A 25717-nucleotide genomic window follows, 5' to 3' on the forward strand; every position below is an offset into this window, starting at 1 on the left:
GAAGGTGATGCCGGTTCAGGATGCGTGGCAGCGGCAATTCTGTTGATCTGCCGCCCATGAACCCTGGCCCTCCGCACCACGCGTCCATCAGCGACCCCGTGGCCGATGACTACTGGTCCTTCGAGGACGACCACGGGAGTAAGCACGTCTCCCGCGTCACCCTGGGCCGGCCCGCGCCCATCCCCCAGGATTCCAACGGGGACTGGTATTGCCCGCTGATCATCGGCCACGCGGTGCCCATCACCGTCAGCATGGTAGGCGTCGGCCCCGTGGATGCCCTGCTCAACGCCTCGCGGTTCGTTCGCGAGCACTTCCACGAACTGCGCAAGGTCAGCCCCCGCGCCACGCCTCCAGGCTCCACGGATTCGAAGTGAAGCCAGGACAGTGTGTCTGGCTTTTCCTTGAATGACTGACAACGGTGGTTCCTGACGCCTTTTTGCTCCGCGCGGCGCGACAGGGCGCGTGACAGACTGCGCGCCCATGCGCTCCTGGAAACACCTGCTCGTCGTCCCTCTCGTCTGTTCCTCCGCCTGCGCCACCGCGCCCGCCGTCCCCTCGAAGCCCGAGGCCCCGGTCGCCGCCGCTCCGGCTGCTGTCGCCGCTCCGGTTGCTCCCGCCGCCCCGGTGCGCCCCTTCGGCACGCTGCGCGAACAGGCTGCCCGCCAGCAGGCGTGGCTCAAGGAACGGCTGGAGACCGGCGTGCCCCAGCTCATGCGCAAGTACGGCGTGCGCATGTGGGTCGTCCCCATGCGCGAGTACAACGAGGACCCCGTCTTCAAGGCGCTCGTCTCCCCCACCACCTTCTCCGCCCGCCGCCGCACCATCTACGTCTTCTTCGACCGCGGCGCGGACAAGGGCGTGGAGCGGCTGGCGCTGGGCGGCAGCACCCAGGGCGGCCTCTATGAAGCCCGCCGCGCTCCCATGATGGTCGACCGCGGCGGCTCGCAGCGCGCCGCGGAGCTCCTGGGCCCCGAACAGTGGCTGCTCCTCAAGCAGGTCGTGGAGGAGCGCAAGCCGGACTCCATCGCCATCGACGTGTCCCCCGCCATCGCCTTCGCGGACGGCCTCACCCACGGCGAATACGAAGGCATGGCCCAGGCCCTGGGCCCCACCTGGACGAAGCGCCTCAAGCCCGCCGGCGGCCTGCCCCTGGACGTGCTCGGCTGGCGCGGCGCCGACGAGGTCCGCTTCTACGCCGACCTCCAGAAGTACGCCTGGAGCCTCATCCAGACCGCCTTCTCCAACGCCGTCATCACCCCCGGCACCACCACCACCCAGGACGTGGAGTGGTGGATGCGCCAGCGCCTGGCCGACGAAGGCCTGGACACCTGGTTCCAGCCGGACGTGGACGTGCAGCGCCAGGGCGCCACCGACGAACAGCTGGGCGACAACCCCGTCATCCAGCGCGGCGACGTGCTCCACTGCGACTTCGGCGTCACCGCGCTCCGTCTCAACACCGACACCCAGCACATGGGCTACGTGCTGCGCGACGGCGAGACGGACGCCCCCGAAGGACTCAAGGCCGCGCTCAAGGCGTCCAACCGGCTCCAGGACATCGTCACCGGTGAAATCAAGCCGGGCCGCACCGGCAACGAGGTCCTTCGCGCCTCGCTCGCGCGCATGAAGTCCGAAAGCATCAACGGCAGCGTGTACTCACACCCCATTGGCCTGCACGGCCACGGCGCCGGCCCCATGATTGGCATGTGGGACCGCCAGGAGGGCGTGCCCGGCAACGGCGAGCACAAGGTGATGCCGGACTCCTGGTTCTCCATCGAGCTGCAGGCCACCAGCCCCGTGCCGGAGTGGAAGGACCAGCCCGTGCGCTCCGCCCAGGAGGAGGACGTCGTCGTGGACTCGCAGGGCGCCGTGCACTGGGCCTTCCAGCGTCAGACGTCCTTCCACCTGGTGCGCTGAGGCCTACTTCGCCGCGCCCGTCATGGACTTGAGCAGCGTCACCAGCGCCTGCTTCTCCTCGCTGCTCAGGTCCAGCTTGACGATGGTCTCCGTGCGCACGCCAGCGAAGGTGCCGGCCGGGTCGCCGCCCTCGTTGTAGAAGTCGACCACGTCCTCCAGCGTCTTCTCCGCGCCGGTGTGCATGTACGGCGCGCTCAGCGCAACGTTGCGCAGCGTGGGCGTGCGGAACGCGCCCTCCACCTCCGTGGGCTTGCTCTGCGCCTGCGCCTTCAGCGTGGGCAGCCGCGCCGCGTCGATGCCCGACGGCGCGTCGCTGTAGGGGCCCGCGGCGTTGAGCGGCCAGGACACCAGCGTGTCCACCACGTCCGCCTGCCCGCGCCGCCCCGCGCCCGTGTCCTTCAGCCCCAGGTTGTGGAACTTGTCGTCCGACAGCGAGCGGCCCTTGTGGCACACCACGCACTGGCCCTTGCGCACGAACGTCTTCAGGCCCAGGTACGCCGGGTCCTTCTCCTGCGTGCCCGCCTCCACCGCTTGCAGGAAGCGCCGCACGTCCGCGTCGAAGGGCGCGTCGGTGCGGTTGAGCGTGCGCTGGTACGCCGCCAGCACCTTGCCCAGGTTGGCCACCAGCCGGTCCGGGTCCGACTCGTCCGCGGGCGCCTTGCCGAACAGCTGCGTGTACCCCGCCGTGTACGTGGGCTCCTCGGACAGCCGCGTGCGCACCACCGTCGCGTCCGAGTCCATCTCGATGGGGTTCGTCAGCGGCAGCACCGCCTGCGACCAGAGCCGGTCCGCCCGTCCGTCCCACATGAACCAGCGGCTGTAGCCCACGTTCAACAGGCTGGGCGGGTTTCGCTCGGACTGGTGGCCTCCGCAGCCCTCCGCCGTCGCCGTCTCCACCGTGTAGGACTCACCCGCGTGGCAGCTCTTGCAGGACACCGTCCCACAGCGCGACAGCTTCGGGTCCTCGAACAGCCGCTGCCCCAGCGCCGCCGCGTCCGCGTTGTCCGCCCACTTGTTGGTGGGGTCCGCCTCCGGCTTCACGCTCTGCGTGTGCAGGGCGCTCAGCTGGTCCAGCTCGTCTTCGGTCGGAAAGGGCACTTCGGATTCGCAACCCGCCCCCAGCAGGGCCAGGGCGAGCACGGCGGTACGCGGACGGAGACCAGTCATGGGCCGGGGCAGCTTCGCGCCCTTGTGTTCAGCAATCAATGGTCCCTGTCCCCCCGCCGGGCATGCGGCCATCCACGCACGAAGGCCGGGGACCCCTTTCGCGGGCTCGCCCCGGCCTTCACGTGAAGCACTTCAACGGGACTTCGGGAGCGCTACTCGCAGGCCAGCTTGAAGCTCACCACCGGCGCCGCGAACCTGGCGATCTTCATCTTCGTGGGGCCCGGGGTGACCGTGGGCGCCGCGCCGTTGGCGCACTTGAAGCCCGCGCCCACCGTCAGCTCCACGTTCAGCTCCTTGTCCTCCGGCAGCCCGCTGACGTTGAAGCTGCAACGGTTGTTGCGGCTCTGCTTCACCTCGCCGCGGCCCAGGGCCACGGCGTCACTCTCCGTCACCTTCACCCCGACCGACGTGCACGGATCGCCCTGCAGGCCGCTCGCGGGGTACGCGATGCTGCCCGTGACCGTGGCGTTGCCCGCGCGACCCGAGGCCGCCGCGCCGCTCGAAGAGGCGCAACCGGTGGCGGCAACGACGAGGGCGGCAACAGCAATTCGCAACATGGATGTCCTCAATTCAAGAATGAGATGTTTTTCGCGCCGGGTTGGCCGCCTTCCCGGCAGCCATTGGCGCGCGCCACGTACAATCCCGGCGCGCATTCATTCCACGCAGAAGCGCATTCTCGATTTCATCACGCGGAGCATTTTCGGGTTCTCCAACACCCACGCTCCGCGTCCGAGATGCGCTCCTGACGCTTCCCATGAATTGAGAAGTGAGTGCGTCACGGCAGCCGTTGCAAGGCGTCTCGCGCGCGCACCAGGCCGTGGCCGAACACGGGGTCCCGGCCCGCGATGCCCAGGTCGCGCGCGGAGGACTCCAGGGCGTCGCGCACCTGTTGGGGCGTGAGCTCGGGCCGGGCGCTCCAGAGCAGCGCGGCCACGCCGCTCACGTAGGGCGCGGCCATGGAGGTGCCGGAGACGTGGGTGTAGTCCACCGGAATCAGTGACAGCCGCGCATCCGCGCCCAGCCGCTCGCGCAGCACGGTGCTGGCGGCCTGGTTGACGCTGACGGCGGGGGCCCAGCGGCCGATGCGGGGCAGGGAGAGGATGTCCACCGCGCCGCCCGCGGGGGCGTCGTCGGAGCCGAAGACGACGGCGCGCGCGCCCTGCATCATCACGTTGGCCATGGCCTCGGACACCGGCACCGCGCCCGGCCGCACGTAGGCGACGAAGCCGTCACAGGTGGCGCCCAGACACGAGGCCAGCGAATCCCCCAGGCCGCAGTCCAACAGCCGCCCCGCGGTGTCACCCGTGGGCGAGTACAGGAGCGAGCGCGACATGGGGGACGTGTCGTCCAGGGACATCTCCGCGAAGGCGCCCAATCCCCGGGGGAAGGTGGACAGCACGTCCACGCCGGGCGCCACCAGCGCGAGGTCCGCGCCCATGTTGGAGAAGCTCGCGCGCCGCTCGTTCGCGTCCACCGCGCCCACCGCGAGCACGGACGGGTCGGACGCGGGGTACAGCACCGGTCCGCCCTGGTTGCCCGCGGCCGCCACCACCAGCAGGCCGTGATCCGCCAGCGCGCGGAACGCCTCCACCGTGCTGCGCGTGGGGTTGCCACCGCCCAGCGACAGCGACACGACGCGCGCGCCCTGGGACTCGCACCACTCCATGGCGGAGAGGACCACGCTCATCTGCGTCTGCCCGGACAGGTCCAGCACGCGGGCGATGAGCAGCGACGCGTTGGGCGCCACGCCCACCATGCCGCCCGGCGCGCCCCGGGGGCCGGTGTCGCCGCCGTGGCCCATGCGCGCCGCGATGATGCCCGCCACGTGCGTGCCGTGGCCCTGGCCCCACTGGCCCTGGGGGCCGCGGTCATTGGCGTCGTCGTCTTCGTCCAGGAAGTCGTGGCTGCCCGCCACCGCGCCCTGGAACTCCGGGTGGTCCATGTCCAGGCCGCTGTCGATGACGCACACCCGCACGCCCTCGCCCGTGGGCGCGCCCACGTCCAGCACGCCGTCCCGGTCCGCGTCCCACACGTCCGGGGCCTGCACCAGGTGCAGTCCTTCGGTGTACTCGTCCCCTGGCATGGGCGTGACGGCCGTCACCTGGCGCGGCAGCGGCGCGAGCAGCCCGGGCGTCAGGCCCTGGGCGGCCCAGACCTGGTCCACCTCGATGCTCTCCACCAGGGGGCTGCGCTCCAGCAGGAGCCGCTCCTGGGGCGACACGCGCGCGGCCACCGCGGGGATGTTGCGGTAGACGGCGCCCACCTTCGCGCCGGTGCTCGCCGTGAAGCTGGCGCCGGACGCCGTGACGCTCGAGGCCTGGGTGCGGTCTCCCCGGCGGAAGCGGATGATGACCGGCTCGCGCCCGTCCTCCTGCACCCGGGAGGGCAGGTTTCCATCCAGCCCCTGTCGGACCGTCATCCCTCCTGCGACGACACCCGGGCACACCTGGCCCTGCGCGGAGGTGCGAGGGGACGACTCCGGCGCACATGCGGCCAGCGCCAGCAATCCGACGAATGTCCAATGCCTCATGATGCGACTCCTTCCAAGCAGGACGCCCCTCCTGAGGGCGGTCCCCCCACATGGCGGAGGACCGGGAGGTGCCCGCCCCCCTCACAGAGGAAGGAAGCGGCGTGCTGCGATGAGGGAACGCATCCCCAGGCTGACTCGCATCGTCTCCAGGCCCCGGGTGCATCCTGGACGTGCGCGGGTGCACAACAGACCTGTTGTCCGTCGGAACACAGGCTCGGGAATTCCGTTGGCCCCGGGACTTTCTCTTTTTCGCGCCGGGGGTGTCCGAAGGCTGGCAAGGAGGGGTGGCGCGACGTGCGCGGCTTGATTCCATGGGGGAGTCCATGCTGCGCTCCGGAGCGAAAGCCATGAGCACCGCACCCACAGAGTCCCCCCGTTTCTTCGGGCGCTACGAGCTCGTCCACCTCCTGGGCCAGGGCGGCATGGGAGAGGTGTACCTGGCGAAGCTGTCCGGGGCGGCGGGCTTCGAAAAGCCCTGCATCGTGAAGACCATCCTGCCGGGGCTGGTGAAGGACCGGCAGTTCCTGGACCGGTTCCACCACGAGGCCAAGGTGCTGGTGCACCTGGTCCACTCCTCCATCGCCCAGGTGTACGACATGGGCGAGGCGGACGGCACCTACTACATGGCCCTGGAGTACGTGGCGGGCGTGGACCTGGGCTATCTGCTGGAGCAGGCCCGGGTGCAGGGGCGGGCGGTGCCAGCGCCGGTGGCGCTCTACATCGGCCAGCGCATGGCGGAGGGCCTGGGGTACGCGCACCGCAAGACGGGCACGGACGGCGAGCCCCTGGGCATCGTCCACCGCGACGTGTCCCCGCACAACGTGATGGTGTCGTACGAGGGCGAGGTGAAGGTCATCGACTTCGGCCTCGCGAAGTCCACCGCGCGCAGCAAGTACACGCTGCCGTCCACGGTGATGGGGAAGCTGGGCTACATGTCCCCGGAGCAGGTCCGCGCCGAGCCGCTGGACCATCGCAGCGACATCTACTCCTGCGCGGTGGTGGTGTGGGAGATGCTGGCGGGCCGTGGGCTGGTTCCCCACGGCACCGTGGGCGAGATGATGGCGGCGATGTCGCATCCGGTGGTGCCGCCGCTGACGGACTTCCGTCCGGACGTGGAGCCGTCGCTGGAGGCCGTGCTGCGCCGCGCGCTGGCGCCGTCGCCGACGGACCGGTACGGGCGGGCGGATGAGTTCGCGCGGGCGCTCAACGCGGAGCTGCTGCGCTCGGGGAATCCCATTGGAGCGGAGGAGGCGGGCGAGTTCGTGCGCGCGCTCTGCCCGGAGGCCTTCGCCGAGCAGCGCAAGCTGACGTCCAGCGTGCACGGGGAGCGGAGAACGCCGTCGCCCGCGCCCCGGGGCGGTTCGGGCACGGGGCTGTACGGCGGTTCCGGGAGTGGCTCGGCGGATGTCCAGGCCACGGCGCCGGGGACCGGGGAGGAGTCCACCGGGAACAGGCCCAACACCGGGCGCATCGACGTGGACGGGCCGGGGCTCGGGCCGGGGGGCACGTTCGTGTCCCATCCCTCGGGCTCTGGCGGCGTGGCGCCGAGCACCTCGGGCTCCGGCGGTGTGGCGCGGAGCACGCCGGGTTCAGGTGGCGTGGCGCGCAGCACGACGGGTTCAGGTGGCGTGGCGCGGAGCACCGACGAGGTGGACGCGGCCGCGCTGGGTGCGACGGCGGTGCACCTGGCCGCCGCGCCGTCCCAGGGCGCCGGGGTGGCGGGCACGTCCGGACAGCTGCCGGCGCAGACCGGGTCTCGCAGGCCAGTGGCGCGGATCGCCGTGGCGGCGCTGCTGCTGGTGGGTGCTTCCGTGGGCATCACCGCCTACGTGCTGCGCCCGCATACGGCCGAGCAGCCCGTGGTCCCCCAGACGCTTCCTCCGTCCGAGCCGGTGGTGGCCGCCGCGCCCCCGAAGGTGGAGGAGCCGACTCCGGCGGTGACGCCGCCCGAGGAGCCCCCTCCCGAGGCGACGGTGGACGCGGGCGCGGGGGAGCAGCCGGAGGTGAAGCCCGAGCCGGTGGTGAAGGCTCCGCCCGAGTCGAAGCCCGTCCCCGGGCCGAAGCGGCCCGCGACACCCGCGGTCGAGATGGTGCCCGCGCACCTGGCCGTGGCGAAGATTGGCGAGACCGGCGGCGGTCAGCGCGTGGTGAACGTCACGGTGCCCTCGGGCATCAATGCGGGCACGGTGTTCAAGGTGGTGGGCCCCCCGCAGAAGGGGACCCGCAAGCGCGCGGTGTTGGGGACTGCGACCGTGGTGTCCATCCAACCGAACCGCGGGCAGATGACCCTGCGGCTGGACGCGGAGGCGGATGCGGCGAAGGAGCCCCGCTTCGTGTTGATGGCCGTGCGCCCGTCCGGGCCGACGCTGCCTCCGTCCGCGTCCGTACCCGAACCCACGCAGGTCGCGGCGCCCGCGCCCGAGCCGAAGCCCGTGGAGCGCTCACGCCTCCTGGGACAGGTGGAGATCGATGGCGTCCTGGGGAGCAGCTTCAACAGCGTCCTCTATGTGAACAGCTCCGACACCCGGACCTGGCACAACTGCGCCATCGTCCTGAACGGACGGAAGGAGGCGAGGATGGCGAGTCTCGAGCCCTACAGGACGCATAGGGTCAAGGTGGAAGAGCCCTACTTCAAGGTGAACTACAAGGCGCCCGCCGTGCCGGAGAAGGCCGTGTGGGTGAGCTGCGACGAGGGCGAAGACACCTTCGCGCTGATCAGGCGCTGAACGCGAGCCTCCGTCGGCTCGCGTGACGTCTCAGGGCTTGATCCGCGTGGCGGCCACGGGGCACTCGTTGCGCAGGAACTCCGAGACCTCCGTGTCGCCGCCGTTCGCGTTTCGCACCGCGCGGGAGAGGGACGCGCGGCACTGCCAGGTGGCCTCGCGCGTGCCGTGGCAGCAGTGCCACCCGGTCAGCGTGCGGTCCAGGTACTGGAGCATCTCCTGGCGCGTGGGCGTGACGATGCTCCACACCGCGCCCGCCAGCAGCACCAGCTCCACGAGCGGCAGCGGCAGGCTCCGCGCCCAGCCACGAATACCGCCCGGAATCGCGGCCGCGTGCACGCCCAGCTGCGCATCCAGCGGCCGGTGTTGCAGCACCACCTGCAGCACCAGCTCCACCGGCGCGGTGAGCGCGCGCAACAGCCCCGCGCCCAGGCCGGGCGCCCGTCCCTCCGCCCGCTCCAGCTTCAGTCCCAGGGCGTGACGGCCCGGGGTGAGCCCCGTCAGCCCGCCCATGCAGGACAGCACCACCCAGGCGACCCCCATGGCGAACCCCAGCAGCGCCGGCGTGGACACCCACTCCGCCGCGCGCACCGCCCCCCAACCCACGAGCGCCGCGCCCGTGAGGTCCAATGCATCCGCCACCCAGAGCCGGTTCTGGAACCGGGCCTCGGTGGGCGGAGTGTCCATGGAGAACAACGTCCCGTCGCTCATCAGCCTCTCTCGTGTACGAGCGGGGCGCGAGCATAGGCGGCCCGCCGCGTACAGGCGCGCTTCAAAACGCCGGGCCTGGGGGTGTCACTACAGATCCAGCACCAGCCGCTTGGACCGGGCACGTGACACGCAGACCAGCATTCGCGCATTTCCCGCGGGCTCTTGCTGGAAGAACGTGTCACGGTGGTCCGGAGTGCCCTCGCACACGCGGGTGACGCAGGTGCCGCAGGAGCCCGCCTCACAGTCGCTCTCCACCTTCACGCCGTGGGTGCGCAGCACGTTGAGCACGCTCTTGCCGGCCGGCACGCGCAGCACCTGGCCGGTGCTCTTGAGTGACACCTCGAAGTCCTCCTCCGGGGTCGCGTGGGTGGCGGAGGTGCCCTCCGCGGTGAAGGCCTCGAAGTGGACCTTCTCCCAGGGCCACTTGTGCAGCGTGGCCGCCTCGCGCACGGCCTTCATCAGGCCCGCCGGGCCGCAGCAGTACAGCCGGGTGCCCGGGCCGCGCGTCGCGAGCAGCGCCCGCACGTCCAGCCCCTTGGAGGGGTCGCCCCCGTCGTGGTGCACGTGCACGCGGCCCGCGAAGGACGGCGTGGACAACAGTTCCAGGAAGGCGGTGCGGTCCGCTTCGCGAGTGCAGTAGTGCAGCACCCACTCCGCGCCGGTGCGCTCCAGCAGGCGCGCCATGGCCAACAGCGGCGTGATGCCGATGCCGCCCGCGATGAGCACGTAGCTGCGCCCGTACAGGAGGGGGAAGTCGTTGAGGGGCTCGCTCACGGTGAGCACGTCGCCCTCGTGGACGTTCTCGTGCATCGCCTTGGAGCCGCCGCGGCCGTTGGCGTCGCGCTGCACGGCGATGACGTAGCGGTGCGTCTCGCTCGGGTCGTTGCAGAGCGAGTACTGGCGCATGCCGTCGAGGCCCGGCACCTGCACGTCCAGGTGCGCGCCGGCTTCGAACTCGGGCAGGGGGCTGCCGTCCTGGGAGACGAGCTCGTAGGACTGGATGCCCTCCGCTTCACGGGTGATGCGCGCCACCCGGAGGCGCAGCGTGTTCGTCGTCACGGTATTGCCCCTGTTCCCTTGCCCGCCGCCCGCGCGAGACCGATCTGGCCGCGCACGGTGTGCATTCCCGGGCCGCCCGGGGAGTGGGGCCGGGTGCGGTTTTCCGACCGATACCGGACAGAAGGGGCATGCCGCCCGGCTGCTCTCCGTCCGGACACGGGGGCCAGGGGAGCAGGGGTAGGCGCGGCCGTGAATCCATCCCCACCCTTCACCCCGTGCCGCGCTGCGCCAGGGCCTGTCCGGGCCCGAGCGGTTTCGCGATGGGGGAGGCGCGGCCCCCCGATTCGACGGAAGGGAGACGGCCCATGGATGCCATCACGTTGCTGAAGGCGGACCACAAGACGGTGGAGCAGCTGTTCCGCAAGTTCGAGAAGGTGGGCGACCACGCGCTGGCGCAGAAGCGGAAGCTGGTGGACGAGATGGTGCGCGAGCTGTCCATCCACGCCGCCATTGAAGAGCAGGTCTTCTACCCGGCCGTGCGCGCGCGTTCGGAGAACCTGTCGCCGGACGTGCTGCGAGCGCTGGAGGAGCACCACGTGGTGAAGTGGGTGCTGTCGGAGCTGGACACGCTGCCGCCGGAGTCCGAGCGCTTCGACGCGAAGGTGCACGTGTTGATGGAGAACGTGCGCGCGCACGTCACGGAGGAGGAGCAGTACCTCTTTCCGGAGGTGAAGAAGGCCTTCAAGCCGCAGGAGCTGCGGCAGGTGGGCGAGGCGCTGGGGCTGGCGAAGAAGGGCGCGCCCACGCACCCGCACCCGGCGGCGCCGGACACCCCGCCGGGCAACCTGCTGACGGGCGCGGTGGCGGCGGTGATGGACATGGGCCGGGACGCGCTGCGCGTCGCGCGCCGCAAGGCCGTCACGCAGGTGCGCAAGTCCGCGCCGCGTCCGCTGCGAAAGCCGTTGGAGTCCATGATGTCGGCGGATTCCGCGGGTGATTCGCTGCACTGAGCGAGCGTCCGGCGCAGGACGCCTCGGGTCCGGTGAATGTCCGCTGGGGCTGGGGCGTCCGAAGGGGCATGAGAGGCTTTCGCGCCAGGAAGCGCGAAGGTTCTCCCGCCTTGGGAAGGAGGCGCCATGTCCGCTGTTCGCAGGATGTTGACGACGTTGGTGGTGCTCGCGGGTTTCACGGCCGCGGCGCAGGCGCAGGGCCCGGCTGGTTCACCGCAGCCCCGGCCGCCGGTGGATCCGCAGGTGCGCACGTTGCGCGTGGAGGGCACGGGCGAGGTGAAGGCGCAGCCCGACGAGGCCTTCATCGACGTGGCGGTGGAGACGTCCGCGCAGAACGCGAAGGCGGCGGGCGAGGAGAACGCGAAGCGGATGGAGAAGGTGCTCGCGGCGCTGACGGGCGCGGGCATCGCGAAGCGGGATTTGCAGACGCGCAACTACAACGTCTATCCCGAGTACACGCCGGCGCCGCCGCAGGGCGGTGAGCCGAAGCTCAAGGGCTACCGGGTGAGCAACCTGGTGAGCGTCCACGTGACGGACCTGTCCAAGGTGGGGAGCCTGTTGGACAAGGCGTTGGCGGCGGGAGCGAACCGGGTGGACTCGGTGCGCTTCGGGCTGAGCCGCGAGGACGCGGTGCAGGGCGAAGCGCTGAGGCAGGCGGTGGCGCGAGCGCGCAAGTCCGCGGAGGTGCTGGCCGCGTCTCTCAACGTGAAGCTGGGCGCGGTGCTGGACGCGAGCACGGTGACGGAAGCTCCGCGCCTGTACCCGGCCACCTTCGCCATGGACATGGCGGAATCGCGAGCCGCGCCCACCACGCCCATCCAGCCGGAGGAGCAGACGGTGATGGCGAAGGTGACGCTCATCTTCGCGATCCAGTAGCTACTGCCATCCCAAGGCCAGCAATCTCAACGGCTTGCCGGGGTGCTGCGTTGTCGGGGGGGCCGTCATGTGCCCCCTATGTGCAGATGAGTTCTCGCAGGAATTGCTCCGTCACCGGCTCGCTGAGTTGCTGAAGCTCCTCGCGGGACGCGTTGAGGTGGGGCCGCCGGACCTGCCGCACGTCCACGGCGCGAGTGCCCAGGTCGTGCGCGAAGGCGGCCACCGCCGCATGAACGCGTCGTCCTCGCTGGGGGGCGTGCTGCGATTCCAAGCACTCCCGATGAGTCATGCCCAGGTCCAGGTCTGTGAACTCAGCGGGCCTGGTCCTGTTGTGGAGCACCGTCCAGCGACGGTCACCCTCTTCGATTTCGATGGGCTTCGTCCGGTTGGTGGCCGCGAGGAGCGCCGCGCGATTCGTCGCGGACGTCCGGGCAACGCCCTGGCGCTCCAGGAGGACCTCGCCGTCGGTCATGGGCGCCTTGAGCCAGGATGCTGGACCTTACACCACGCCATCAGTCTCTCACACCGCAGACTTGCCTCATATTGCATCTCCAGAGAAATGCACCGGGTGGGTTCTTTTGTATTCTCCATGGCAGTAAAGCCACGCCACGGACGTCATCTGTTTTTAGACCCACCGACCTCATGGGTCCTGTGGATAGTCGCCTTTGAGAGTGTATGTTCACTGACTGTTTTGGGTGAAATGAAGAGGTACTGCCATTTGAGTCTCGGAGGAGTCCATGGTGTTGAAGAAGTCCCACAATGGCCCTGCTCAAAAACAACCCATTACCAAGAAGCCAAATGTCATAAGGCCTCATCAATCTGCCAAGGACTTTCGCCAGCTCATCAGTCTTGTCCGAGCAACAGAGGAACGGCTTGTCGCGAATGGATATGATGATGTGGAGAAGCGCATTCACGTTATCCGTGGCATCTACTACGGGACCACATGGAGCGCGGATTATCAGGTAGAGCAGAGTCCGGTTCGCAATGAGGCATTCAATGGATATACGTTCTCGTCCGAACCTGAAGATCCGCGTCCCTTATTGAAGAACAACCTCTTCGAATCGATGCGGCAGAGCCGTGACGTACAAGAGGGAGATCGCTTCATCGACTTCAGCCATCTCATCATTGGCATGGACGCGCGAAGGTCCGGCCTCGCGCGCGGCATGGCAATCCCAATGCACGGAGGCACTGGTTTGGAGATATGCACATGGCTTGGCGACCTCGGAGGAGGAGCCAGTATGCTCGCCAAGGACCGGACCACCTCGCCCAACGCTCCTGTGCTGAAGCGCTTCACTGGGCTTAGTTTTGGGGATTCCAATAATCTGGAAGGCGATGTCGCAGGGTACCTCGTCGCGCGGGACAAGAGCGTCGACAAGGGCCCCAGTGCACTGGAAATTCCCGAGGGAAAATGGATCGCGGACGTCCTTGAAGAGTACCTCTCACCAGGGAGCCCCGGCACCGAGTGGACAGACCGATGCACCATATTCCTGAAGATGATGGGTGGTGAGTTCAAAGGTTATAAACTCAGCAATCGCGATGCGTTGATTGACCGTCTGGCTCGCCCGGTCGCGGAATTTGGCAGTCTCTATCTGCTGAATCGCTTGCGCCAGACAAACAGGCTCACGGCGAGCCTGCTTGAGACGTCATATCTCCACCTCGTTGGCGCTGCCAGGGAAGTTGCCCAGGTCTTTGTCAGCGCTCTTGTTTATAGTCACGAGCATCAAGGCGTAAGACTGCAGGCACGCGCCCCTGCCCCTCCTGTGACCCCCAAAGCCCAGCAAGTGACTACAGGCAGTTCCTTACTGAACGCCATCAAGTCCAAGGAGCGGGTGGAAAAGGGTGCGAAGAAGCTCGAAGAAGACGCCCAAGAGGTGGAGCAATGGTTGAAGAAGCACCTCGGTTTCCGAGGGTTGAGTTGGTAGGATCGGCCTGACCATGGTGCGCGCGGAACTCTGGAGGAAGCCATGAGGCCCATCAGCGGAACCTTGATTCTGACGCTTGGGATGATGGGGTCCGCGGCTGCGTACTTCTGGCTGGGGCTGTTTCTTTTCTTCGCCGGTCAGGCCCTGGGCGTCGTGACAGACCGGGGGCTGACCGAGGGGCTGTTCGCGGTCGGAGCCCTCGCGGGAGGCATCGCGGGCCTCTTCGCGGGACTCACGGCTGTCCTGGGCGTTCGAGCGTTGGCCGTCCACCCACCGCGAGCACTCCCGGTGTTCCTGAGCACCTGGGGCGCGTGGATGCTCCTGGGCGGCCTGGGCTCCATCTTCCTGCGGAGGGCGCTTTCACCGCAGGCCGCCGCGAGCCTCCTGGGGGTCTGCCATCTGGTCGCGTGCGCGCTCTTCCTCGCGACACAGCGATGGAGGATCCGGCGGCCCATCACGTGATCACAGCCGCCGCACCGCACGGAGTTGAAGGCTGCCCGCCCGTTGCGCGCAAGAACTCGCCGTTCCCCGTCGTGACCAGCGCAACCGAATCGTGAGACGTCCTGCGTCCTCACGCGAGAAGGTGTGCATGGACTCGGAGTTGGAGCGGTTCCTGCAGGAAGTGGAGAAACTGCCGGAGGGGAATGTGCGCATTTCCTGCCGCCCTGGCGAAGGGTAACCGTCCGGCCAATGACGTGCCGTGAGGGATTGCCGGGGGAGCGGTTCGCGGCGGACGCTTCCGGGCATGTCGAAGCAGGTGGAGAAGCCGGAGTGGGCGCGGATCACAACACTCTCCCGGTGTACGACTGGAATGGCGACAACGTCATCAATTCAATCGACCTGTTCATTTGGGAAACCCAGAAATGGCGCCCGGGCTATCCGTCTTGGCCGCTCAACCCTGACGGGTCGATGATGACCAGATGACCAACCCCGCTCAGCAATGTGTCATCTGCCACTACTGACCGCGTAGCTCGGTGAGGCTGAGCAACGCGGTCGCCGCAGTGAGAGCGGGCTCGTCTTGAGCGGCGAGCCCGCTGAATTCCTTCACGTCAGCGGATGCTCAAGTTCACGATGGCGTTGGTGCCCATGACGGCGCCAAAGGTGTCGGCGATGGTCACCAGCGCGGACTTGTGCAGCACATCATGCGCAATGGTGCCGCCGCCGGGCGCATCGACGTCCCGGGTGGCCGAGGCGTCGTCCGCCACGATGACGTTGTAGCCGAGCGGAACCGCATCACGCGCCGCGCCGGACACGCAGGCGTGAGTCATCAGGCCGGAGATGATCAGCGTCTTGATTCGAGAGATTTGCAGCTCGTGATGGAGCTCCGTGCCCTGGAACACGCTGATGTGGTTCTTCTTGACGACCTTGTGGTGAGAGGCCGGCTGGATGTCCTTGTGGCAGAAGACCGTCGCGCTGTCGTGGGCGAAGACGGGAGCGCCGGACGGGCTCACGTGCCACACGTGGAAGACCGGCAGCTTGTGCCGATCCGCGAAGGCGATGAGTCGCTTGGCGTTATTCAGCGCGCGCATCCCATCCGGAATGGGCAGCTTTCCGCTGAAGTATTCTTCCTGGAAGTCAATCACCAGCAAGGCAGTGCTGAAGGGGTCAAGCGAGTCCGGGGCGGATGCGCCAAGGATTGTGCGGATCGTGGGGTGCGACACTCTGTTCTCCGGGGCGAGGGCGGGTCGAGGATGGACGACCGCGCGAGTCTACTCACCCCCTTGCCACCAAGTGCTCCGGTTGTCCTGAATTCCGTGTTGTTACTCTGGGGCCTGGGCCAGCAGCGCGGCGTCCCGGAGCAGGGCTTCCAATCCGCCCTCGCCCTCGGTGACCCGGTAGTAGCCGCGGAGCTGTCCCCGGGCATCCACGAGGACGAAGTGCTCCCCGTGGAAGACGCTGAAGAAGTCGTCCTCGCCCGCGTCGGCGTCGCGGCCCATCATCACCCGGAAGCCCTCCAGGACGGTCGTCTCCACCTGGTCCAGCGGACCCGTCAACAGCGTCCAGTTGGACGTGTCGATGCGGTGGTCGCGCGCATAGGCGGTCAGTCGCTCCGGTGTGTCATGGCGCGGATCCACGCTGAACGAGGCGAAGCGCACGTCCAATCCCTGCTCCCGGGCCTGTCGCTGCACCCGCAGCAGCTTCTCCGTGAGCAGCGGGCACACAGTGGGGCAGCGGGTGAAGAAGAAGTCCGCGACGTAGAGGTGGCCCCTCATGTCGGCATCGGAGAAGGGACGCCCTGTCTGGGCGGTCAGCTCGAAGCGCGGGAGCGGGCCGTACAGGGGCAGGTTCTCCGCGGCGATGCGCGCGCGTTCCCGTTGAATGCGCGGCCACGCGGTGAACAGCAGCGCGATGACCCCTGCTCCCGCGAGCGCGAGCCAGGGAAGGATCCTGCGTGATGCGATGGTCTTCATAGAGGTGGGCAGGAGCGCAGACAGCGCGCGTCCTCGATGACGCGTTCGGAAGTGGAGAGGCCCTGACTCGAGTCGTAGACGCCCCGGACCTGGAGGCGTTGATCCACCAGCAACAGGAGGCGTCCGCTGTCTCGCAGCGGCTGCCAATCCGGGTGGAGCACCGTGGAGTCGCGCGACGTCGCGATGACGACCTGGACCGGGACACCGTCGGCCTCCAGTTGCTCCCGGACCTGTCGCAGGAACGCATCTACCTCCAGCGCGAACCGGATCAGGGTGAGCTGTCCATGAAGCTGCCCCGTCTCCAGCGGCTGGCCCCGCTCATCGCGAAGGGTGAGCGAGGGCAGCGGCCCATACACAGGAGGCGGTACCTCCAGCTCCCACGAGGCGTTCGAAGGGGGCGCCTCCGACCAGGCGAAGTCCAGCACCAGCACGAGCGCCGCGCATGCCAGCGCGGACACGGTCAGCCCCGCGGCTCCCAGCACCACGAACACCCACGAACGGGGCTGCGCGGAAGAGGACGAAAGGGCGGACATGACGGCGCACCCTCTCGCATCCAGACCGCATGCGCGATGCGACACCTTGTCGCAGAACCCAGGCGGCTCTCTTCCGCTACACGGCAAGGATGATGAAGGCACTGCTGATGGGAATGCTGTTGCTGGGCGCTACGCCCTCCTCTGCTCCAGACGCCGGAAGCGACGCGGGACAGGTGAGCGCGGCCACTACCATGGGGACAGCGGCCAGCGCCTCCGGCCGGCTCCGCGTCGAGATCCTCTCTTCGATGACGCCCCTCCGACGGGGCGTTCAGGTGTTCCAGGTGCGAATCACCGACGCGGTGTCAGGAAAGCCGGTGCCCGGTGTCGTGCTGTCCGTCCAGCCCTGGATGCCGGCCATGGGCCACGGCATCTCGGAGGTCCCTCGAGTCACCGCGCGAGAGCCAGGGAGCTTCGAGGTCTCCGACGTGGACCTCTTCATGCCCGGCGTCTGGGAGCTGCGATTCACGCTGAAGGGGACGGCGGAGGACACCGCGACCGTCACCCTCAAGCTGGGACGTTGAGTCAGGGTCACGCCCGGGCCTGGCGCACTGTCCGCACCTCTTCGAGGTCGTCGGGCTTCCAGGAGCCATCGAAGGCGGGCGCGTCCGGGCCGTAGATGGCGAGCCAGTACGGCGAACCCGCGCCCGGCGTGCGACGGATCATGGCGGGCGATGCGCCTTCAGGCGCCGAGACGGCGCTCCCTGCGCAGACCCACGAACGCACAGCGTCGACGCCCTTCGCCATGATGGGTTGTCGAGCGAACCCACTCCCGGCTCAACCACTTCCGACGCCTGCTGGTGCGCTGGGAGAAGCGAGAGGACACCTACGTCGCGATGCTGCACTTCGCGCTGGGCATCCTCACCTGGTTTCACTCGCTCCTACCGAAATAGGACTGAGGGAGGCGGGCTGGAGCAGGTCATCCGCAACGCGGGGTGAACCCGTCCTGTATGCTTCTCAAGGCGCGACTTCTCCGGATGTCGAGCCTTTCCCTCAAGGAGTCCCATGTCCTTCTTCCGTCAGTTGTTCGCCGCGACCCTCCTCGCAGCCTCCGCAGCCTCCGCGGAAGCCCCGAACGCGAGCTACGAGGAAGCATCCTCCAGCCAGGCCATGCTCGGCCCCATCTGCAATGAGAGCATTTGCGACACGGACCAAGACTGCCGGAATTCCTGCTCCAGCGCTCGCACCGCGACCTGCGTCCAGAACACCTGCGAGTTCACCTACCCGGGCGGTGGCGGTGGCCCTGGCGGTCCGTTCTGTGCCGAGCAGGGCTGCACCGAGAACTGGGAGTGCAGCTGCAACGGCGTCGCGGGCTACTGCGGCTCGGACTGGATCTGCCACTTCTGACGCCGGTCTCCAATGGGGGCCAGGCATTCCCAGGCGTGGACATGGCTTCCGTTCGTCGCCCTGTCGGTACTGTTCGAAGCCTTCTCCTTCTTCCTGTCCTTCATGGGGAGATGGAGACGGCTCGCGCCCACGAACCGCGGCAGCTGAGCAAGGAAGATGAGGATGGCGAGCGCGTTGACGAAGCCGGTCATCACCGCGCGCGGAACGAACTTCATGTAGCGGCTGAGTCGCAGCAGCCGGAAGACGAGCTGAAGCACGCCGGTGAGGATGGTGGCCGCGGAGATCATCCCGGGACGGCCTCCAATGAAGGCCGGCATCACCGCGATGATGAACATGGTCAAACTGCTTTCGCAGCGAGGAGGAGCCGGACCTCGACGGGAAGCCGCGTGCACGACGACAGGCGGTTGGCTTCGCTCGGCTTGGGCGCAGGGCTCAGGACTTGAGCGCCGCGGGGGCCGTCTCGCGCGGCATCAAGCCGCTGAACTCGTAGATGAACGCACCGTTCTCCGTCACGTCCACGGTGCAGGCGCCCGCGCGGGACAAGCCTTCGAGCACCTCCTTGGCTTCGGTGAACGAGAGCTGACTGCTCGCCGCCACCTCGGCGATGGTGACGCGGCCCCCGTGCTCCTTCGCGCAGGTGAGCACGGCGCGCTCGACGTCGCGGGAGTCCAGCAAGGGCCGCACCGCGACGGGCGCATCCCTCAATTCGGGCGGCAGCTTCGCGCGCCGCGAGGAGCGGACGAGCGCCAGGCCTCCGAGGATGAAGACGGCGCCGAGGATGAGCCCCGCGATCGTTTGTTCCGCCTTGCCCTCGATCAGCTTGTCGATCTCGAGGCCAATGCCAAAGACGCCGAACGCGGCGAGCGCCCAACCGATGATGCTCTTCATGCAACCCCCTTCGCGACGGGACCACCCATCCGTCCCCCAGCGCGGGTTCATAGCAGAAGGCGTCGTGTCTCAAGCGGACGCAGGGGTCCACCCGGAGTGCGTTGGCGCGCCGACCCACCCGTGGAGTTGAATGGCACGGAGAGGCCCCCATGCCGACCGACCCATCCAATCCCTCCTCGCGCCTGCCCGTCGTCTTCATCCCGCACGGCGGTGGCCCCTGGCCCTTCGTGGAGATGGGCCTTCCGAAAGCGGAGCTCCAGGCGCTCGCGACCTACCTGCGTCAGGTGGGCCAGCAGCTCGCGACGCCACCCAAGGCGCTGCTCGTCATCTCCGCCCACTGGGAGGAGCCCGTGGCCACGGTGATGACCTCCGCCGCGCCCCCCATCCTGTATGACTATTACGGCTTCCCGCCGGAGTCGTACCGCATCCCCTGGCCGGCGCCGGGCAACCCACGGCTCGCCGCGCGCGTGCGCGAATTGCTCTCAGCCGCGGGCTTCCCCACGTCGGAGGACGCGGCGCGCGGCTACGACCACGGCACCTTCATCCCGCTGAAGCTGACGTACCCGGAGGCGGACATCCCCTGCGTCCAGCTGTCGCTGAAGCAGGGGCTGGACCCGGCGGAGCACCTGGCCATGGGCCGGGCGCTCGCGCCGCTCCGCGACGAGGGCGTGTTCATCATCGGCAGCGGGATGACGTTCCACAACCTGCGCGCCTTTGGAGACCCTCGTGCGCACGAGGTCTCCGCGAAGTTCGACGCGTGGGTCCAGGACGCCGCCACCTCTCCCTCGGACGAGCGTGACGCGAAGCTCACGCAGTGGATGCAGGCCCCCTACGCGCGGCTCGCCCATCCTCGCGAGGAGCACCTGCTCCCCTTGATGGTCGTCGCGGGTGCCGCCGGTGAGGACCGGGGCACCACCGCCTGGTCCGGTTCCATGATGGGGACGCGCATCTCCGGCTTCCAGTTCGGCTGACGGCAGCGGACGTCAGCCCTTGGTGGCCGGGGCCTGCTTCTTCTCGGCCAGGACCTTCAGGACCTCCTGCGCGGTGGTGGCGGAGGACGCCGGGTTCTGTCCCGTGACGAGCCGCCCGTCGCGCACCGTGAAGCTCTTCCACAGCGGGCCGGACTCGTAGCGCGCGCTCAGCTCGCGCATCCGGGTCTCCAGCAGGAAGGGGACGATGGCGTCGAACTTCGCCGCCTGCTCCTCCGCGTTGCTGAAGGCCGCCACGCGCCTGGGCATCACCGCCTCCGCGTGGCGCCCGCCGTGCGAGAGAAGCGGGTCGTGACGCTCACGCCGGAGCCGGGCCGCCGCTCCGCGCGGAAGCCTCGGGGAACGCTCTATGTCGCGTGGCGCAGGGCCGCGGCACCCACGGCCCGCTTCCTCGCGGTGCGCGACTGGCTCCTGGCCGCATAGGCGCTGCTTCCGGAGCGCCCCGGGCCAGGGCGTGGGGCAGCGCATGCCCGCCCGCCCTCCGGCCAGGGAGGAGAGAGTCCCAGGCAGCCAGGCCCAACCCCACACGGTCGTGGTTCCCGGCGGGGCAGGGTGTCCCCATCTTTACCGGGGGAGAGCGGGCTCGCGCGCCATGGACGGGACTCCGTCGGGAAGCGGGCTCCTTCGCACGACGCGGGAGGACGTGGCCAATGCGGAGAATGCGCGGGACGGCGGGCCTGCTGGTGCTGGGCCTGGTGGGACTCGGGGGGCTGTCGGCGTGCCACGGCGGCGAGCCGGGGCAAGACGGCCCTTCCGCGAAGCACCGCGAGGGGCGTTCGGAGGTGCTTCGCGGGCTGATGGCCTCCAAGGAGACCGTGGATCCCAAGGCGCTGAAGACCGCGGGCTCGGAGGTGAAGGGCGAGCAGCCCCCCGCTCCGGCTCCAGAAGGAACGGGCGGCTCCGGTCAGCAGCCTCGGCCCATGGGCTGGGCCGCGGGCCGCGTGTCCTGGGTGGGCGATGACGAGCTGCTCTTCGTGGACGGCCATGGCCTGGAGCAGGAGGTCTTCGTGGACGAGGCCACGCGGCTCAAGCGCGCTGACGAGAACGTGCAACTGCACGACATGTCCGAGGGTGACGAAATCCGCGTCACCTACGAGGACCATGGCCAGGAGTGGATCGCCCGGGACGTGGAGGCGGTGCCCGCGGAGCCGGAGCCCAGGCCCGACCCCGAAGCCCCGCCGCTGCGCTGACTAGAACGCGCCTCCGTCCGCGCGCCGGCCCGGTGAGGACTGCAGCCCGGGCGTCAGCGTGGTGTGCAGCACGAAGCCCGCGTCCGGCGACAGGTCCGGGGAGCGGTTGATGGACACCGCGTCCACGGTGCTGAAGTAATCGACGCTGTCCACGACGCCGCCATCCTGGCGCTTGAGCTGCACGGTGTCCGACGTGTTGTTGAGGCTCAGCGTCCCACTGGAGGCCGCGACGGCGTCGGGCGTGCCGGCCGGGAAGCCCGCGGACCCACCGAAGACGACCAGGGGCCGTCCTGGTTGAAGCACCGTGCCCGGGGCGAAGACGTGCCGCGAGCTCAGGGCGTCCCACAGGCTCCAGCCGGACAGGTCCAGCGGGGCGGTCCCCGTGTTGTAGAGTTCCACGAACTCGTGCGCGGTGCCGCCGGGGAGCGCGGGCTCGTTGGCGAGCAGTTCGTTGATGATCACGCGCGGCGCCGTGCGCGTGAACCAGATGCGGCCGGGGCTCATGTCGAAGCGCGACGCGTTGGCCGTGTCCACCACGCGCACGCGCACCAGGTCGCTCTCCACGTCCGGCACGGTCCACGTGAAGGTGCCCGCGCTCGCGCTCACGGAAGGGGCCACGACGGTCCACTGGTCGCCGCTGTCGTAGGTGGCCTCGATGCGCACGGTGCTCACGCCCGCCGAGCGCCACGTCAACGTCAGCGGGGTGCCCACGACGAACGTGCCGTCCAGGGGCGCGGTGACCCGCACGCGCGGACCGGGAACGCCGCTCAGGTCGTAGCGGGTGATGACGGGGTAGTGGTCGCTGACGGTGCGGGCGTAGTCCGGGATGGTCGCGTCGGGCCGGAGCACCTGGACGCCACCGGGCACCGCGTCCACGGCGACCTCGTCGGTGACGAGCGTGTGGTCGATGACGTCGTTGTATTCCGTGGTGGTGCGGATGGTGGCGTCGGTCAGCACCTTCGTGAGGAAGGTGTAGTGCGTGGGGTCGTCCAGGAAGTTCGCGTAGGGCGTGGGCAGCGCGACGCCGTTCTGCGTGGAGATGGAGTGGTCCAGGTCATCGTTCCAGTCGCCGATGACGAGCACGCGCGCCTCGGGCAGCCACTGGTCCAGGTAGCTCTTGAGGGCGGTCGAGGAGCGCTGGCGCTGGCCGTAGGACGTCATGTCCTCGAAGGCCTTCATGTGCGTGACGATGACGACCAGCGGCGCGTCCTCGCCGTGGATGCGGGTGGTGAAGTCCACGCGCAGCGGCGGGCGTCCGCCGAAGTCGGCGGCCTGCGCGGTGAGGATGATCTGGGCGCTGCGATAGGTGAGCGAGCTGTCGTAGACGATGCCGGGCTTCTGCTCGCCCGCGGAGTACGTCGACGTGCCGCTGAGGACGTAGGTGGTGTTGTTGGCGAGGAAGCCGCGGTAGTTGCCGGACAACCCCGCCAGGAGCGTGTTGAAGTCCACGGTGTCCACCATCTCCACCAGGCCCCAGACGTGGGCCTCCGCGCCGCGGATGACACTCGTCGCCCCCGCGACCTGGAGGTCGTCGGTCATGCCGCCGTCGGAGGTGGAGTTGGCCGGGCCCTGGTTGGGTGCGCCGAACCACTCCAGGTTCCAGTGGCCCACGGTGAACAGCGTGAGGGGCGGCTGCACCATCACGATCAGCCGTGCGGACGCGGTCTGGCCCTCCGCGTCGCGGACCGTGGCGGTGAAGAGCGTCGAGCCCGCGGCGGTGGGCGTGCCTGACACGGCGCCGTCCGTGGAGAGGGTGAGCCCCGCGGCCAGCGTGCCGGTGAAGCTCCAGGTGAGCGGTGCCCGCCCGCCAGAGGCGGTGAGGTTGAAGGCATAGGGCTGCCCCACGCGTCCATCCCCGAGCCCCAGGGACGTCACCGTGAGCGCCGGAATGCCTGCATCCGGCTCTCCCGCATCGCCGCCATCGGAAGACGAGCCGCCATCGTTCAGCACACCGCCGTCACCCGACGAGCCGCCATCGTTCAGCACACCGGCGTCATCTGACGAGCCGCCATCGCCGGAGGCGCCGGCATCGTCGGGTTCACCCGCGTCGCCAGGCCCACCTCCATCGACAGACTCGCCGCCGTCGACCTGCTCGCCGCCATCGGCCTGGTTACCCCCACCATCGGACGCGCCGCCGTCGGCTTTCACTCCGCTGTCGGAAGGCTCGACCGGCGTCGAAGGTGTGGAGCCGGGACACGCGGCGAGCAGCAGGGCGAGCAGGGGCGCGACGATGCGAGGGAGGGACATGGAAGCCATCCGGTCCAGACACCGGAAAGGGACCACGGCCCATCGCGATGACGGGCGGTGCATCCCCATGCTCCCAAGAGTCGCACATCCCCCCGTCATCCAAGAAGAAGGGCCGCGCTCCCCGGTGGGGGAACGCGGCCCTGGGTTACTGCAATGTGTCAGACGCGGCGACTACGGCGTCGGAGCGCCCGGGGTCAGGGTGGTCACGAACGCGAAGTCCGCGTTGTTGTTGTTCGTGTCGTTGCCGTTCGGGCTCCGCTGCAGGGAGCCCGCGGCGGTGTTCGAGTCAGAGGCGACGGTGCGCGCGCCCTCCTCGAAGTTCAGCGACTTGTTACCCACGGTATCGGAGACCTTGATGGTGAACGTGGGGTTCTGGGGGTTGCTGGCCGCCGTCTCGTAGAAGACGCTGTCGAGAAGCGTGCCCGTCACGGTGTCGAGCAGGCCCACACCGTCACCGGTGCCGTTCTGGATGATGTCGGTGCTCGCGCCGGAGGTCGTCTTGAGGATCAGCCGCAGCGTGCCCGCCGGCAGGTTCGCCGTGGCGAAGAACGACTCAGGCGCCGCGACGATGTAGCCACCCGCGGGCAGCGACGTGACCGCGTTGCCAGCCGCGTCCTTGGTGTTCTTCAGCTCGAAGCGCAGGTACTCGATGCGCGGATTGGCGGTGGAATCACCGTTCACGAACAGCAGTTCGACGTTGGTCAGGTCCGCCGCCGCGGTGCCGCGGTTGAAGATCTCCAGGAACTCCGCGTTGTCGGTGCCCACGTTGTCGTAGTCGATCTCATTGATGACCAGCGACGGGCCCGTCGGAGGAGGCGTCAGGCCGGTGAACGTCGCGGTCTTGGCGGCCGCGTCCAGGGCCTTGCCGGCCAGGTCCTTCACCTCGCCGTTCACGGTCACCGTGTACTGCGTGCCACCCGTCAGGTCCGCCGTGGTCAGAGAGACCTGGTTGCCCGTCGTCGTCGCCGCGGAGACGGCCACGGTCGGCGTGATGCCGAAGTCCGCCGCCTCCACGGTGGCCGCGTCGAGCTTCCGGTCGAACGTCAGCCGCACTTCCGTGCCGCTCAGCGGGCGCGCCTCGGTGAGCTTCGGCGCGGGGCAGGAGGTGATGGTGAGCTGCTCCGGCGCGAACACGGACACCTGCGGCTGGGCGGTGAAGCGCCAGACCACGCCGGTGGGCACGGTCACGTCGCAGCCCGTGGCCAGGTCCAGGTCCGTGGACAGGGTGGTGGGCACGCGCAGGCGCAGGGGGCTGGGGGACGGCTCACCCGTGGTGATAAGCGGGAAGGCGGTGAAGGCCGCGCCGCTGCCAGCGCCCGCCTCCAGCTTGCCGGACACGGTGACCAGACGGCTCTCGTAGACGCCGGTCGTGCCAGCGTCCTCGAAGGAGCTGACGGCGTTCGCGTCCACCTTCAGGCCCGCGGGCGTCGCGGTGTCCAGGTTCCACACGCCGTGGTTCTTGCTCACCACGGTCAGGTCCGTGACGGTCTTCGCCACGTTGAGACCGCTGATGATCTCCTTCTCCGTGACGTTCAGCGTCACGCGGTCACCCACGGCGACCGCCGTGGTGGACGCGGTGTCGCGCACGAACATCGCCGGGCCGTTGGCCTCGGCCTGCAGGAAGAAGCCGGAGGCCTCCGTGGCCGCGCTGCCCGCCACCTCGGGCTTGATGAAGGTCACGAACGCGCCGCTCACGAGCTGCGGCGTGGTCAGCGCGCCCGCGGGGGCCGCGATGAACGCGGCGATCTGCGCGCTCGTATCCGCCGGCGGCGTGGTGACGCTGGAGGGCGTGCAGGTGTTCGTCGCGATGTCGCAGGAATCGGTCAGGGCGCAGGCCGGGGTGCACGCCTGGGGACCCCCCGTGCCGCCGTCCGTCGTGGTGCCGGCGTCCGTCTCAGTGCCGGCGTCGGTGCCCGCGTCCGTCGTGGTGCCGGCGTCCGTCTCCGTGCCCGCGTCCTCTTCCGGAGGAAGGTTCAGCGTGCGCAGCTCGCACTTGTTCTCCACGCAGGTGTACGCCTGACCCGCGGGCGGCGCGCCCTTGTCACGACAGTCGAACTGATCGACACACTCGTCGCCGCAACCCGTGCCGACCGTGACGAACACGGTGGTCACGAGCGCCGGCAGCCAGCTCCGCTTCAAGCTCTGCTTCAGCATGTAAATGCCTCCAGGGTGTCCAGATTGCAGGTGCGGTCCCCCTTACACCCGAAAACAGAGGGGCGTCCATTTGCCCAACCACCTGCCACGTCCCTGTCACCTGAAAGGA

26 protein-coding genes and 2 pseudogenes are annotated in these 25717 nt (G+C 69.0%); 13 read left to right on the top strand and 15 right to left on the bottom strand.

Going from position 1 to position 25717, the window contains the following annotated elements:
* Window positions 1-56: 56 nt before the first annotated feature.
* Together D7X99_RS42695 and D7X99_RS06465 are read left to right on the top strand one after the other, a co-directional pair.
* Window positions 57-374 carry a hypothetical protein gene (locus tag D7X99_RS42695; RefSeq protein WP_158626936.1) on the top strand — a complete coding sequence of 106 codons (318 nt, stop codon included), beginning with the start codon at window positions 57-59 and terminating at the stop codon, window positions 372-374.
* A 106-nt stretch (window positions 375-480) separates the two neighbouring features.
* Window positions 481-1914 (top strand): M24 family metallopeptidase, encoded by a 1434-nt coding sequence (locus D7X99_RS06465; protein WP_121776970.1) that lies wholly within the window; start codon window positions 481-483, stop codon window positions 1912-1914.
* Between the two features lie 3 nt (window positions 1915-1917).
* On the opposite strand, the gene D7X99_RS06470 is transcribed toward D7X99_RS06465, so the two are convergent.
* The 3 genes from D7X99_RS06470 to D7X99_RS06480 all read right to left on the bottom strand — a co-directional run bounded on the left by D7X99_RS06470 (window position 1918) and on the right by D7X99_RS06480 (window position 5611).
* Window positions 1918-3081 carry a cytochrome-c peroxidase gene (locus tag D7X99_RS06470; RefSeq protein WP_121777037.1) on the bottom strand — a complete coding sequence of 388 codons (1164 nt, stop codon included), beginning with the start codon at window positions 3079-3081 and terminating at the stop codon, window positions 1918-1920.
* Between the two features lie 152 nt (window positions 3082-3233).
* On the bottom strand, window positions 3234-3638 hold the full coding sequence (locus D7X99_RS06475) for a hypothetical protein (RefSeq protein ID WP_121776971.1): 405 nt from the start codon (window positions 3636-3638) through the stop codon (window positions 3234-3236).
* 218 nt (window positions 3639-3856) lie between these two features.
* Window positions 3857-5611 (bottom strand): S8 family serine peptidase, encoded by a 1755-nt coding sequence (locus D7X99_RS06480; protein WP_121776972.1) that lies wholly within the window; start codon window positions 5609-5611, stop codon window positions 3857-3859.
* A gap of 347 nt (window positions 5612-5958) precedes the next feature.
* Here D7X99_RS06480 and D7X99_RS06485 point away from each other — a divergent pair, with 347 nt between their 5' ends.
* On the top strand, window positions 5959-8337 hold the full coding sequence (locus D7X99_RS06485) for a serine/threonine-protein kinase (RefSeq protein WP_121777038.1): 2379 nt from the start codon (window positions 5959-5961) through the stop codon (window positions 8335-8337).
* A gap of 30 nt (window positions 8338-8367) precedes the next feature.
* Here the strand turns inward: D7X99_RS06485 and D7X99_RS06490 are convergent, their stop codons facing one another.
* Together D7X99_RS06490 and D7X99_RS06495 are read right to left on the bottom strand one after the other, a co-directional pair.
* Entirely contained in the window at window positions 8368-9045 is a 678-nt protein-coding gene (locus D7X99_RS06490) for an RDD family protein (protein ID WP_121776973.1), read from the bottom strand.
* A gap of 87 nt (window positions 9046-9132) precedes the next feature.
* Entirely contained in the window at window positions 9133-10104 is a 972-nt protein-coding gene (locus D7X99_RS06495; protein ID WP_121776974.1) for a PDR/VanB family oxidoreductase, read from the bottom strand.
* A gap of 305 nt (window positions 10105-10409) precedes the next feature.
* Here D7X99_RS06495 and D7X99_RS06500 point away from each other — a divergent pair, with 305 nt between their 5' ends.
* Both D7X99_RS06500 and D7X99_RS06505 read left to right on the top strand, forming a co-directional pair.
* The gene (locus D7X99_RS06500; protein WP_121776975.1) at window positions 10410-11054 is read left to right on the top strand and encodes a hemerythrin domain-containing protein; all 645 of its coding nucleotides are present in this window, start codon (window positions 10410-10412) and stop codon (window positions 11052-11054) included.
* A 126-nt stretch (window positions 11055-11180) separates the two neighbouring features.
* A complete protein-coding gene (locus tag D7X99_RS06505) occupies window positions 11181-11930 on the top strand; it encodes an SIMPL domain-containing protein (RefSeq protein WP_121776976.1) in 750 nt (249 codons plus the stop codon).
* Window positions 11931-12006: 76 nt separating this feature from the next.
* On the opposite strand, the gene D7X99_RS06510 is transcribed toward D7X99_RS06505, so the two are convergent.
* Window positions 12007-12402: a hypothetical protein gene (locus tag D7X99_RS06510; RefSeq protein WP_121776977.1), complete on the bottom strand. Its 396-nt coding sequence runs from the start codon at window positions 12400-12402 to the stop codon at window positions 12007-12009.
* 265 nt (window positions 12403-12667) lie between these two features.
* Here D7X99_RS06510 and D7X99_RS43490 point away from each other — a divergent pair, with 265 nt between their 5' ends.
* Together D7X99_RS43490 and D7X99_RS06520 are read left to right on the top strand one after the other, a co-directional pair.
* Window positions 12668-13852: a hypothetical protein gene (locus D7X99_RS43490; protein ID WP_233613141.1), complete on the top strand. Its 1185-nt coding sequence runs from the start codon at window positions 12668-12670 to the stop codon at window positions 13850-13852.
* Window positions 13853-13894: 42 nt separating this feature from the next.
* Complete coding sequence (locus D7X99_RS06520; protein ID WP_121776978.1) at window positions 13895-14314, top strand: hypothetical protein; 420 nt, start codon at window positions 13895-13897, stop codon at window positions 14312-14314.
* A gap of 587 nt (window positions 14315-14901) precedes the next feature.
* Here D7X99_RS06520 and D7X99_RS06525 read toward each other — a convergent pair.
* From D7X99_RS06525 to D7X99_RS06535, 3 genes are all read right to left on the bottom strand, one after another.
* On the bottom strand, window positions 14902-15513 hold the full coding sequence (locus D7X99_RS06525; protein ID WP_121776979.1) for a cysteine hydrolase family protein: 612 nt from the start codon (window positions 15511-15513) through the stop codon (window positions 14902-14904).
* 99 nt (window positions 15514-15612) lie between these two features.
* Complete coding sequence (locus D7X99_RS06530; protein ID WP_121776980.1) at window positions 15613-16263, bottom strand: SCO family protein; 651 nt, start codon at window positions 16261-16263, stop codon at window positions 15613-15615.
* Window positions 16260-16796: a hypothetical protein gene (locus D7X99_RS06535; RefSeq protein ID WP_121776981.1), complete on the bottom strand. Its 537-nt coding sequence runs from the start codon at window positions 16794-16796 to the stop codon at window positions 16260-16262. Before D7X99_RS06535 ends, D7X99_RS06530 begins: the two co-directional genes overlap by 4 nt.
* Before the next feature lie 191 nt (window positions 16797-16987).
* Between D7X99_RS06535 and D7X99_RS43495 the strand changes: the two genes are divergently transcribed.
* Complete coding sequence (locus D7X99_RS43495; protein WP_255429237.1) at window positions 16988-17317, top strand: FixH family protein; 330 nt, start codon at window positions 16988-16990, stop codon at window positions 17315-17317.
* Window positions 17318-17324: 7 nt separating this feature from the next.
* Here D7X99_RS43495 and D7X99_RS44235 read toward each other — a convergent pair whose 3' ends face one another.
* Window positions 17325-17459 carry a hypothetical protein gene (locus D7X99_RS44235; RefSeq protein WP_255429232.1) on the bottom strand — a complete coding sequence of 45 codons (135 nt, stop codon included), beginning with the start codon at window positions 17457-17459 and terminating at the stop codon, window positions 17325-17327.
* Window positions 17460-17542: 83 nt separating this feature from the next.
* Between D7X99_RS44235 and D7X99_RS06545 the strand changes: the two are divergent.
* A pseudogene (locus D7X99_RS06545) lies at window positions 17543-17686 on the top strand (IS5/IS1182 family transposase); the annotation flags it as partial.
* 112 nt (window positions 17687-17798) lie between these two features.
* Window positions 17799-18140, top strand: a complete 342-nt coding sequence (locus tag D7X99_RS06550; protein WP_121776982.1) for a hypothetical protein — start codon at window positions 17799-17801, stop codon at window positions 18138-18140.
* A gap of 119 nt (window positions 18141-18259) precedes the next feature.
* Here D7X99_RS06550 and D7X99_RS44625 read toward each other — a convergent pair.
* Together D7X99_RS44625 and D7X99_RS06560 are read right to left on the bottom strand one after the other, a co-directional pair.
* Window positions 18260-18472, bottom strand: a pseudogene (locus tag D7X99_RS44625) (SulP family inorganic anion transporter); the annotation flags it as partial.
* Window positions 18473-18572: 100 nt separating this feature from the next.
* Complete coding sequence (locus D7X99_RS06560; protein ID WP_121776983.1) at window positions 18573-19028, bottom strand: hypothetical protein; 456 nt, start codon at window positions 19026-19028, stop codon at window positions 18573-18575.
* 149 nt (window positions 19029-19177) lie between these two features.
* Between D7X99_RS06560 and D7X99_RS06565 the strand changes: the two genes are divergently transcribed.
* The gene (locus D7X99_RS06565) at window positions 19178-19999 is read left to right on the top strand and encodes a class III extradiol ring-cleavage dioxygenase (protein WP_121776984.1); all 822 of its coding nucleotides are present in this window, start codon (window positions 19178-19180) and stop codon (window positions 19997-19999) included.
* Between the two features lie 12 nt (window positions 20000-20011).
* Here D7X99_RS06565 and D7X99_RS06570 read toward each other — a convergent pair whose 3' ends face one another.
* The gene (locus D7X99_RS06570) at window positions 20012-20266 is read right to left on the bottom strand and encodes a ThiJ/PfpI family protein (protein ID WP_233613144.1); all 255 of its coding nucleotides are present in this window, start codon (window positions 20264-20266) and stop codon (window positions 20012-20014) included.
* Between the two features lie 24 nt (window positions 20267-20290).
* On the opposite strand from D7X99_RS06570, the gene D7X99_RS06575 reads away from it, so the two are divergent.
* The gene (locus tag D7X99_RS06575; RefSeq protein ID WP_233613146.1) at window positions 20291-20440 is read left to right on the top strand and encodes a hypothetical protein; all 150 of its coding nucleotides are present in this window, start codon (window positions 20291-20293) and stop codon (window positions 20438-20440) included.
* 227 nt (window positions 20441-20667) lie between these two features.
* Window positions 20668-21207, top strand: a complete 540-nt coding sequence (locus D7X99_RS06580) for a hypothetical protein (protein WP_147476039.1) — start codon at window positions 20668-20670, stop codon at window positions 21205-21207.
* On the opposite strand, the gene D7X99_RS06585 is transcribed toward D7X99_RS06580, so the two are convergent.
* Together D7X99_RS06585 and D7X99_RS06590 are read right to left on the bottom strand one after the other, a co-directional pair.
* Window positions 21208-23454, bottom strand: a complete 2247-nt coding sequence (locus D7X99_RS06585; RefSeq protein WP_233613148.1) for a lamin tail domain-containing protein — start codon at window positions 23452-23454, stop codon at window positions 21208-21210.
* 171 nt (window positions 23455-23625) lie between these two features.
* Window positions 23626-25608 (bottom strand): lamin tail domain-containing protein, encoded by a 1983-nt coding sequence (locus D7X99_RS06590; RefSeq protein WP_121776987.1) that lies wholly within the window; start codon window positions 25606-25608, stop codon window positions 23626-23628.
* Between the last annotated feature and the right edge of the window lie 109 nt (window positions 25609-25717).

The sequence above is a fragment of the Corallococcus sp. AB032C genome, assembly GCF_003668935.1.
Taxonomy (GTDB): Bacteria; Myxococcota; Myxococcia; order Myxococcales; family Myxococcaceae; genus Corallococcus; species Corallococcus exiguus.

Coding starts and splice junctions, on each gene's coding strand:
- D7X99_RS06560 (WP_121776983.1), bottom strand. CDS start 19,028: ATGAAGAGCATCATCGGTTGGGCGCTCGCCGCGTTCGGCGTCTTTGGC.
- D7X99_RS06505 (WP_121776976.1), top strand. CDS start 11,181: ATGTCCGCTGTTCGCAGGATGTTGACGACGTTGGTGGTGCTCGCGGGT.
- D7X99_RS06470 (WP_121777037.1), bottom strand. CDS start 3,081: ATGACTGGTCTCCGTCCGCGTACCGCCGTGCTCGCCCTGGCCCTGCTG.
- D7X99_RS06480 (WP_121776972.1), bottom strand. CDS start 5,611: ATGAGGCATTGGACATTCGTCGGATTGCTGGCGCTGGCCGCATGTGCG.
- D7X99_RS06500 (WP_121776975.1), top strand. CDS start 10,410: ATGGATGCCATCACGTTGCTGAAGGCGGACCACAAGACGGTGGAGCAG.
- D7X99_RS06535 (WP_121776981.1), bottom strand. CDS start 16,796: ATGTCCGCCCTTTCGTCCTCTTCCGCGCAGCCCCGTTCGTGGGTGTTC.
- D7X99_RS06580 (WP_147476039.1), top strand. CDS start 20,668: ATGCGGAGAATGCGCGGGACGGCGGGCCTGCTGGTGCTGGGCCTGGTG.
- D7X99_RS06465 (WP_121776970.1), top strand. CDS start 481: ATGCGCTCCTGGAAACACCTGCTCGTCGTCCCTCTCGTCTGTTCCTCC.
- D7X99_RS06590 (WP_121776987.1), bottom strand. CDS start 25,608: ATGCTGAAGCAGAGCTTGAAGCGGAGCTGGCTGCCGGCGCTCGTGACC.
- D7X99_RS06475 (WP_121776971.1), bottom strand. CDS start 3,638: ATGTTGCGAATTGCTGTTGCCGCCCTCGTCGTTGCCGCCACCGGTTGC.
- D7X99_RS42695 (WP_158626936.1), top strand. CDS start 57: ATGAACCCTGGCCCTCCGCACCACGCGTCCATCAGCGACCCCGTGGCC.
- D7X99_RS43490 (WP_233613141.1), top strand. CDS start 12,668: ATGGTGTTGAAGAAGTCCCACAATGGCCCTGCTCAAAAACAACCCATT.
- D7X99_RS06530 (WP_121776980.1), bottom strand. CDS start 16,263: ATGAAGACCATCGCATCACGCAGGATCCTTCCCTGGCTCGCGCTCGCG.
- D7X99_RS06510 (WP_121776977.1), bottom strand. CDS start 12,402: ATGACCGACGGCGAGGTCCTCCTGGAGCGCCAGGGCGTTGCCCGGACG.
- D7X99_RS44235 (WP_255429232.1), bottom strand. CDS start 17,459: ATGATCCGTCGCACGCCGGGCGCGGGTTCGCCGTACTGGCTCGCCATC.
- D7X99_RS06565 (WP_121776984.1), top strand. CDS start 19,178: ATGCCGACCGACCCATCCAATCCCTCCTCGCGCCTGCCCGTCGTCTTC.
- D7X99_RS06585 (WP_233613148.1), bottom strand. CDS start 23,454: ATGTCCCTCCCTCGCATCGTCGCGCCCCTGCTCGCCCTGCTGCTCGCC.
- D7X99_RS43495 (WP_255429237.1), top strand. CDS start 16,988: ATGGGGACAGCGGCCAGCGCCTCCGGCCGGCTCCGCGTCGAGATCCTC.
- D7X99_RS06485 (WP_121777038.1), top strand. CDS start 5,959: ATGAGCACCGCACCCACAGAGTCCCCCCGTTTCTTCGGGCGCTACGAG.
- D7X99_RS06550 (WP_121776982.1), top strand. CDS start 17,799: ATGTCCTTCTTCCGTCAGTTGTTCGCCGCGACCCTCCTCGCAGCCTCC.
- D7X99_RS06520 (WP_121776978.1), top strand. CDS start 13,895: ATGAGGCCCATCAGCGGAACCTTGATTCTGACGCTTGGGATGATGGGG.
- D7X99_RS06570 (WP_233613144.1), bottom strand. CDS start 20,266: ATGCCCAGGCGCGTGGCGGCCTTCAGCAACGCGGAGGAGCAGGCGGCG.
- D7X99_RS06490 (WP_121776973.1), bottom strand. CDS start 9,045: ATGAGCGACGGGACGTTGTTCTCCATGGACACTCCGCCCACCGAGGCC.